The sequence below is a fragment of the Streptomyces sp. NPDC058880 genome (assembly GCF_042742535.1).
Lineage (GTDB): Bacteria > Actinomycetota > Actinomycetes > Streptomycetales > Streptomycetaceae > Streptomyces.
The window spans coordinates 22485-29119 of the sequence record NZ_JBHYMC010000039.1 but is presented as its reverse complement, the minus strand read 5'-3'; the positions used below and the strand labels follow the sequence as shown (position 1 = coordinate 29119).

Below are 6635 nucleotides of genomic sequence, written 5' to 3'. Positions count from 1 at the left end.
GTGCCGCGGAGCAGACGGCCTACTTGCCGCCGTATCCGGGTCCCGGCCAGGAGCAGGGGGGCGCCGCCGAGCAGACCGCCTACCTGCCGCCGTTCCCCGGCCCCGGGCAGGCGGCCCCCGACCCGGCCCCGGCTCCCCCCGCGGACGGAGCGGGAGCCGCCGCTCCCGCCGGGGACTCCTCCGGGACACCCGGGGCACCCGAGGCCACCGACTGGTCCCCGCCCACCCTCGCCGGGAACACCCTGCGCGCCGTGGATCCGGCCCAGGCCCGTGCCGAAGGCCGGTCGCCGATCATCGACCCCGGCCCGCAGTCGGCCATACTGACCGCCGCCCTCGGGCTGCTGCTCGCCGTGGCCGCCGCCCTCGGGCAGTTCGCCCTGCTCGTGCCGCTGATCGCCCTCCAGGGCCTCACCGCGGCCGGCTGGTTCCGCCTCAACGGCATGTGGCCGGCCCGCCAGGGCATCGCCCTCGCCTTCGCCGGAGCCCTGGCCGCCGACGCGGCCGTGCTCGCGGTGGAGGAGGCGTACGGCGCCGGAGCGATCGTCGGCACCCTCGGCGCCTGGGTGCTGCTCACCCTCGTGCTCCAGCTGCGCAGCCAGGCCGATCCCGACGAGCGGATGTACGGGCTGATGGCTTCGGTGGCCTCGGCCGCCCTCGCCATCGTCTGTGCCGGCTACCTGGCCGCCGACACCGCCGCCGTCACGGTCGGCGCCGCCGCCGTGGCCGTCGCGGTGTTCGTCCGCGCGCTGCCGCTGCCCACCGCCACCTCGGTCGGGGTCTCGCTGGCCGCGGCCGCGGGCGCGGGCGTCGCGGCCGGCGGGATCACTTCCGTCGGGGTCGGCGGGGCGCTGCTCGGCCTGGCCGCCGGGGTGTGCGCGCTGGTCGGTCTGCGCGTGGCCGCGTACGACTACCCGTCGAAGTTCGTGCACATGACGGCCGGTGTGGCGCTGCCGCTCGCGGCCGCCGCCCCCGCGGTGTACCTGATCGGGCGGGTGGTGGGCTGACCCTGCGCCGTCCCCCGTCGCTGACGGTCTCCTGACGCACCGGCATGGTCCACTGGACCGCACGTACCGATCGGCAGGGGGAGGGCACGTGCGCATCGTGCGCGTCGTCGTGATCATCGCAGTGGTGCTCGGGGCCTTGTTCGTGGGCGTGGACCGCTGGGCGGTCGGCTACGCCGAGAACCGGCTGGCCGACCGCATACAGGCCCGGCAGGGCCTGGCCGGTGGCGCGGAGGTGGAGATCCGCGGGTTTCCCTTCCTGACGCAGGCCCTCAGCCACGAGTTCGAGAGGGTGGACCTGAAGCTCACGGGCGTCGAGGTCGCCGCGGAGGGCCGCAGGACGCGGCTCTCGGAGCTCGACGCGAGCTTCCGCGGGGTGCGGCTCAACGGTGACTACAGCGGCGGCACGGCCGAGCGCGCCGACGGCACCGGGCTCATCACGTACGCCGACCTGACCGCGGCCTCGCAGACCGGCGCGACCCTCTCCTACGGCGGTGCGCCCGGCAAGGTGAAGGTCACCGCGTCGGTGGACATCGCCGGGCGGAAGCTGTCGCGGAGTGTCATCTCGACGATCACGCTCGTGGACGCACCGGGCTCCGGGGGCGGCGCGGGCGGAAAGATCGTCCGGGTGCGCGCCGAGGAGGTGCCGGGCGAGGGCATCCCCGGCCTGGAGCGGCTCGTGCGGCGGCAGACCGATTTCGACCGCACCATCGACAGCGGCCTTCCGGCGGGCCTCCGGCTCTCGGCCCTGACCTCGGACGAGGCCGGCGTGCACCTCACCCTGGGCGGCTCGAACGTGCAGATGGCCGGATCGTGAGACGGTGCGGTCCGATCCGCAGAAGGACCGGCCGGGCGGCGGGTCCCGCGGGCGTCCGGGCGCCCGGAAAGCCTGTTCCCATCCCATGATGCGGACGATCCTGTCTCGGAATATGACACACCGGTGACAGGGCGGCTGATTCGTCCCTACGATCCATGGCTATGAAGCATCAGCAGGCGGACCTCACGAAGCGACGGGCAGTAGACCTGTGTCGCGTCGCCGCCATGCTCTGTCGATCCATGTGACGTGTGAGCGCAACCGCTCCATCAGCCGGACGACGGCCCCGACAGGCCCTTCCCGCGTGACCGCACCTGCCTCCTGACTCCTGACGCCTCCCCGCGCAGGGAATCGAGCGCACCCGCAGGCACGCAGCACAGCGCAACCCGCACCGCCCCGCCGCACACTGCCCCGGAGGAGAACACCATGAGCCGCAGCGACGTCCTCGTAGACGCCGACTGGGTCGAGGCCCACCTGAACGACGCCGACGTCGTCATCGTCGAGGTGGACGAGGACACGTCCGCCTACGACAAGAACCACATCACCAACGCCGTCCGGATCGACTGGAAGACCGACCTCCAGGACCCGGTCCGCCGCGACTTCGTGGACCAGGAGGGCTTCGAGAAGCTCCTCTCCGCCAAGGGCATCTCCAACGACGACACCGTCGTCCTCTACGGCGGCAACAACAACTGGTTCGCCTCCTACGCCTACTGGTACTTCAAGCTCTACGGCCACCAGGACGTCAAGCTCCTCGACGGCGGCCGCAAGAAGTGGGAGCTCGACTCCCGCGACCTGGTCGACGGCAAGGACGTCCCGAACCGCCCGGCCACCGAGTACAAGGCCAAGGCCCAGGACACCTCCATCCGCGCCTTCCGCGACGACGTCGTGGCCGCGATCGGCTCCCTGAACCTGGTCGACGTGCGTTCCCCCGACGAGTTCTCGGGCAAGCTGCTCGCCCCGGCGCACCTCCCGCAGGAGCAGTCGCAGCGCCCCGGCCACGTGCCGAGCGCCCGCAACATCCCGTGGTCGAAGAACGCCAACGACGACGGCACCTTCAAGTCGGACGACGAGCTCAAGGCGCTCTACGAGACCGAGCAGGTCGACCTGGCGAAGGACACCATCGCCTACTGCCGCATCGGTGAGCGCTCCGCGCTCACGTGGTTCGTGCTGCACGAGCTCCTGGGCCAGGAGAACGTCAAGAACTACGACGGCTCGTGGACCGAGTACGGCTCGCTGGTCGGCGTGCCGATCGAGCTCGGCCCCAACAAGTAATACCGGGCACGCGACGCCCTCGTCATACGACCTTCTCCAGGACAGGACAGAGAACATGTGTGGAGCACAGATCGGCGGGCCCGACCTCGCCACCCTCAAGCCCGGTGAGACCGCGATCCAGGGCCAGGTGACCAAGGGCGGCGAGCCCGTCAGCGGTTACGTGCGGCTGCTGGACTCGACCGGCGAGTTCACCGCCGAGGTCCCGACCTCGGCCACCGGCCAGTTCCGCTTCTACGCCGCCACCGGCTCCTGGACGCTGCGCGCGCTCGTCCCGGGTGCCCAGGCGGACCGTGCCGTCGTCGTCGCCGAGGCCGGCGGCGTGACGGACGTGGTGATCGCGGTCTGAGCACCGCACGTGTGATCACCTGATCGACCGGCCGAAGGGCCGCACCCCCGGGGGTTGGACGCCACTGGAACGGGGTGCGGCCCTTCGCGCCGTTCGCACGCCGACCTACGCTGGAGGCATGTACGCCCGGCGCCGGCGCGCCTACTTCCTGCTGATGGGCGGATGCCTCTTCCTCTTCGTCTCCGCCTGGTCCTTCGTGCGCCTGTGGTCGGTCGAGGCGGCCGTGGCCATGTGCGTCGTCGCCATGGTCATCCCGCCGGTGGCCGCGGTGGTCGCGAACCGGCGCGGCCCGGACGACCGCTGGTGGGACGACCCCTCGGGGGACCCGAAGTCCGACGAGTGGTGGGACGAACTGGACGGAAAGCGGCGCCGCGAGGACTGAATCCCCGCGAGACAAGAACGTGACCAGGCTTCGTACAACCGCTCCACCACGCCGAGGGTCATGGGGTACGCGCGGGTAACCCACCCGCGCTTCCGGTTTTGTGGGGGACCCCGTTGGAACACGATCAGACCATCCCTGAGCAGCGGAAAGAGGAGGAAAGCACACCGGAGCCGGATACATCGGCCACGTCGGTCCCGCGACGACGGCCGCTGCGGCGCACGACGCTCCTCATCGCGGGCGCGGCCGTGCTCGGCGTCCTCGCCGGCACCGTCACCGGCTATGCGGTCCAGTACCACCGCGAGCCCACCCCGCTGCCGCCGCTGGCCCAGCAGAAGATGGACGGGCCGAAGCCGGCCGCCGTGAACGACGCGACGAGCCGGCGCTCGATCAACGCCAACCGCTGGCACAAGGCGGACGACGATCTGGCCAAGAAGCTGCTGGAGCTCCCGGGGGGCGCGCAGGACGGCTTCTCCGGTCCCGCGTCCACCGACACCTTCTCCGCGGACTACTTCCTTGAGCCCTCCCACGGGGTCGGCTCGCTCATCAGGCAGGCCGGCCGCCTCGCCACCGCCCGGTGGTCCGAGAACGACCGGAACTTCATCGAGATCAACCTGCTGCAGTTCCGCGACCGCGGCGGCGCCGACGACTTCTACGCGGACATCGTGCAGTACATGCCCGGCAAGGACAACGCAGGCAACGCGGGCAAGGAGCTCCCGGGCGTCCCGGCGGACTTCGGCCACCTGTGGATCGATTCCACGGCCCACCAGGAGCCCGGCTACCACCCGCTGCGGCAGGGCCGGGCCGTGGTCCGGCGCGGTGACATCGTGATGAGCGTCGAGTACACGAACAACCGCGGCAGCGTCGACGAGAAGGCCCTGGTCGAGCTGGCCAAGCGGCAGATGGAGCGGCTGTGAGCGAGCACCAGAACGAGACCGCGCCCGTGCCGGCGCCGGCGCCCGCACCCGCACCCGCGCCCGAGCCCGCGCCCGAGCCCGCGCCCGCGCCCGAACCCGTGACCGCATCCGTGCCGGCGCCCGCGCCCGAGCCGGTGGCCGCACCCGTTTCCGCGGTCGAGACCGAGCCGGCACCCGTGCGCAAGAAGAAGAACCGCAGGACGCTCGCGCTGGTCTCGGCGTCCGTGGCCGTCGTCGTCCTCGCGGGCGGCGCGGTCGCCGCCGCGGCCGCGCTCGCGGACGCCGACCGGACCTCGCCGACCCGGTACTGGGTGGCCGAGGACCACACGACCGGCGGCACGCAGGCTCCGGTGCCGACCGTGCCGCCCAACGAGCTGACGGGCAAGCTGATGCCGATGCCCGCCAACTACTGGCCCGGCCCCGACCTCGACCCCGAGGGCAACGACTACTTCCTGCCGAGCGACAAGGCGTTGCAGAGCTTCAAGGACGCCCGTACGGGCCTGTCCAGCAGCGAGCGGTCCGAACGGGACAGGGAGCTGGCGGACCTCAAGCTCAAGGGCATGGCCGGGCGCAGCTACGCCCGCAGCGAGGGCTACGGCGCGGCGGTCGCCGAGATCCGGCTCATCCAGGCCGATCCGCAGCAGTTGGCCTCGTTCGGCGAGTTCGCCAAGAAGCTCATCGAGCTCACCGGTGACGGCGGGGCGCCTCAGGTGGAGGGGTATCCGCAGGCCAAGTGCGGGCTGGACGGCTCGCTCACCGGGGGGAAGGACGGGAAGGAGAAGATCGACGCCCTGGACTGCGTGGCCGTCGAAGGGGACGTCCTCGTGAGCTTCCGCATGTACGGGAGCGAGGGATTCGCGGTGAAGGACGCCGCCAGCCTGTTCAAGCAGCAACTCGACCACCTCAAGTCCCCCGGAGAGTCCGCGTGAGCAGCGAGCAGACCACCACCGGCACCGACACGCCGGCGCCGCCCGCGCCCGCCGCCGAGCCCGCACCCGCCCCGCAGACCCCCGAGGCCGCCACGGCGGCGGAGGCGTTCGCGCCTCCCGCGGCGGCGGAGGCGGTACCGGCCCCGCCGAAGGACCGGCGGGCGCTGTTCGCGGCCCTGCGCTGGACCGCCGCCGTCGCCGTCTTCGCCGCCGTCGGCACGGGGGTCGCGTACGGGATCACGGCGGCGGACCGCACCGACGTCCCCGGCCTGTCCACCGAGGGCGACGGCCGCTGGACGTTCCCGAAGCTGTCCCAGCCCGCGCTGCCCCCCGGCGCCCCGCTGCCCCAGGGCCCGGACAACAGGGACGGGACGCACTACGCACCCCTCTCCGCCCTGCTCCTGCCCGCTCCCCAGGGCTCCAAGGTCGACGACGCGGTCAAGGCGGACAAGGACGGGGCGGTGCCGCTCGACTCCTTCCTGGAGGAGTACACGCCCGAAGCCCGCGAGAAGCTCAGGACCTCCCTCGAATGGGACGGCCTGCGGCAGATCACCGGCCGGGGCTGGACGATGCCGGACGGCACCCGCACCCACGTCTACCTGCTGCGCTTTCACTCGTCGGGCTTCGTGGACGCCTTCAAGGGCTGCGACAGCAACGCCCAGCTGAACGGGGTCTCGGCCCTGGACCTGGACGACGTCTGGAGCAAGGCCAAGAACACGCAGATGAACACCACCGCGCTGGACTTCCCGGGGGCCGCCAACTTCGACGGCACCGACCTCAGCGTGTACCAGGAGATGAAGCCCGTCACCGGCGAGGAGCAGACCAAGGTCGGCTGCCTGCGGACGGGTGACGTCCTGGGCATGGTCGTCCAGACCCGCAAGGGAGAAGTGGACCCCGTCCCCTTCCACCAGACGGTGATCCTGCAGAGCCAGCTGCTGAGCTGACCGCCCCGGGCCGACCGGTACGGCCCACCTCGC

General features: G+C 72.0%; 9 protein-coding genes. All 9 read left to right on the top strand.

Annotation, left to right across the window (positions count from 1 at the left end; all coding sequences use genetic code 11):
- Positions 1–1004, top strand: a 1004-nt coding sequence (locus ACFW2G_RS21515; protein ID WP_384583504.1) for a hypothetical protein, incomplete at its 5' end; no start/stop codon positions are given.
- An 88-nt stretch (positions 1005–1092) separates the two neighbouring features.
- The gene (locus ACFW2G_RS21510; RefSeq protein WP_384450336.1) at positions 1093–1818 is read left to right on the top strand and encodes a DUF2993 domain-containing protein; all 726 of its coding nucleotides are present in this window, start codon (positions 1093–1095) and stop codon (positions 1816–1818) included.
- A 155-nt stretch (positions 1819–1973) separates the two neighbouring features.
- A complete protein-coding gene (locus ACFW2G_RS21505) occupies positions 1974–2063 on the top strand; it encodes an Ms5788A family Cys-rich leader peptide (RefSeq protein ID WP_350875872.1) in 90 nt (29 codons plus the stop codon).
- A gap of 178 nt (positions 2064–2241) precedes the next feature.
- The gene (locus ACFW2G_RS21500; RefSeq protein ID WP_384450339.1) at positions 2242–3087 is read left to right on the top strand and encodes a sulfurtransferase; all 846 of its coding nucleotides are present in this window, start codon (positions 2242–2244) and stop codon (positions 3085–3087) included.
- A gap of 55 nt (positions 3088–3142) precedes the next feature.
- Positions 3143–3433: a DUF1416 domain-containing protein gene (locus ACFW2G_RS21495; protein ID WP_384450342.1), complete on the top strand. Its 291-nt coding sequence runs from the start codon at positions 3143–3145 to the stop codon at positions 3431–3433.
- A gap of 118 nt (positions 3434–3551) precedes the next feature.
- Positions 3552–3815: a DUF3099 domain-containing protein gene (locus ACFW2G_RS21490; RefSeq protein WP_037924636.1), complete on the top strand. Its 264-nt coding sequence runs from the start codon at positions 3552–3554 to the stop codon at positions 3813–3815.
- 113 nt (positions 3816–3928) lie between these two features.
- Positions 3929–4729, top strand: a complete 801-nt coding sequence (locus ACFW2G_RS21485; protein WP_384450348.1) for a hypothetical protein — start codon at positions 3929–3931, stop codon at positions 4727–4729.
- Positions 4726–5658, top strand: coding sequence for a hypothetical protein (locus tag ACFW2G_RS21480; protein WP_384583507.1), 933 nt, complete (start codon positions 4726–4728; stop codon positions 5656–5658). The genes ACFW2G_RS21485 and ACFW2G_RS21480 overlap by 4 nt, the downstream gene beginning before the upstream one ends.
- Positions 5655–6602 carry a hypothetical protein gene (locus ACFW2G_RS21475; protein WP_384450354.1) on the top strand — a complete coding sequence of 316 codons (948 nt, stop codon included), beginning with the start codon at positions 5655–5657 and terminating at the stop codon, positions 6600–6602. The genes ACFW2G_RS21480 and ACFW2G_RS21475 overlap by 4 nt, the downstream gene beginning before the upstream one ends.
- Positions 6603–6635: the final 33 nt, after the last annotated feature.

Excerpts from the sequence above, each read along its gene's own strand:
- ACFW2G_RS21505 (WP_350875872.1), top strand. The coding sequence starts at position 1,974 with ATGGCTATGAAGCATCAGCAGGCGGACCTCACGAAGCGACGGGCAGTA.
- ACFW2G_RS21500 (WP_384450339.1), top strand. The coding sequence starts at position 2,242 with ATGAGCCGCAGCGACGTCCTCGTAGACGCCGACTGGGTCGAGGCCCAC.
- ACFW2G_RS21495 (WP_384450342.1), top strand. The coding sequence starts at position 3,143 with ATGTGTGGAGCACAGATCGGCGGGCCCGACCTCGCCACCCTCAAGCCC.
- ACFW2G_RS21490 (WP_037924636.1), top strand. The coding sequence starts at position 3,552 with ATGTACGCCCGGCGCCGGCGCGCCTACTTCCTGCTGATGGGCGGATGC.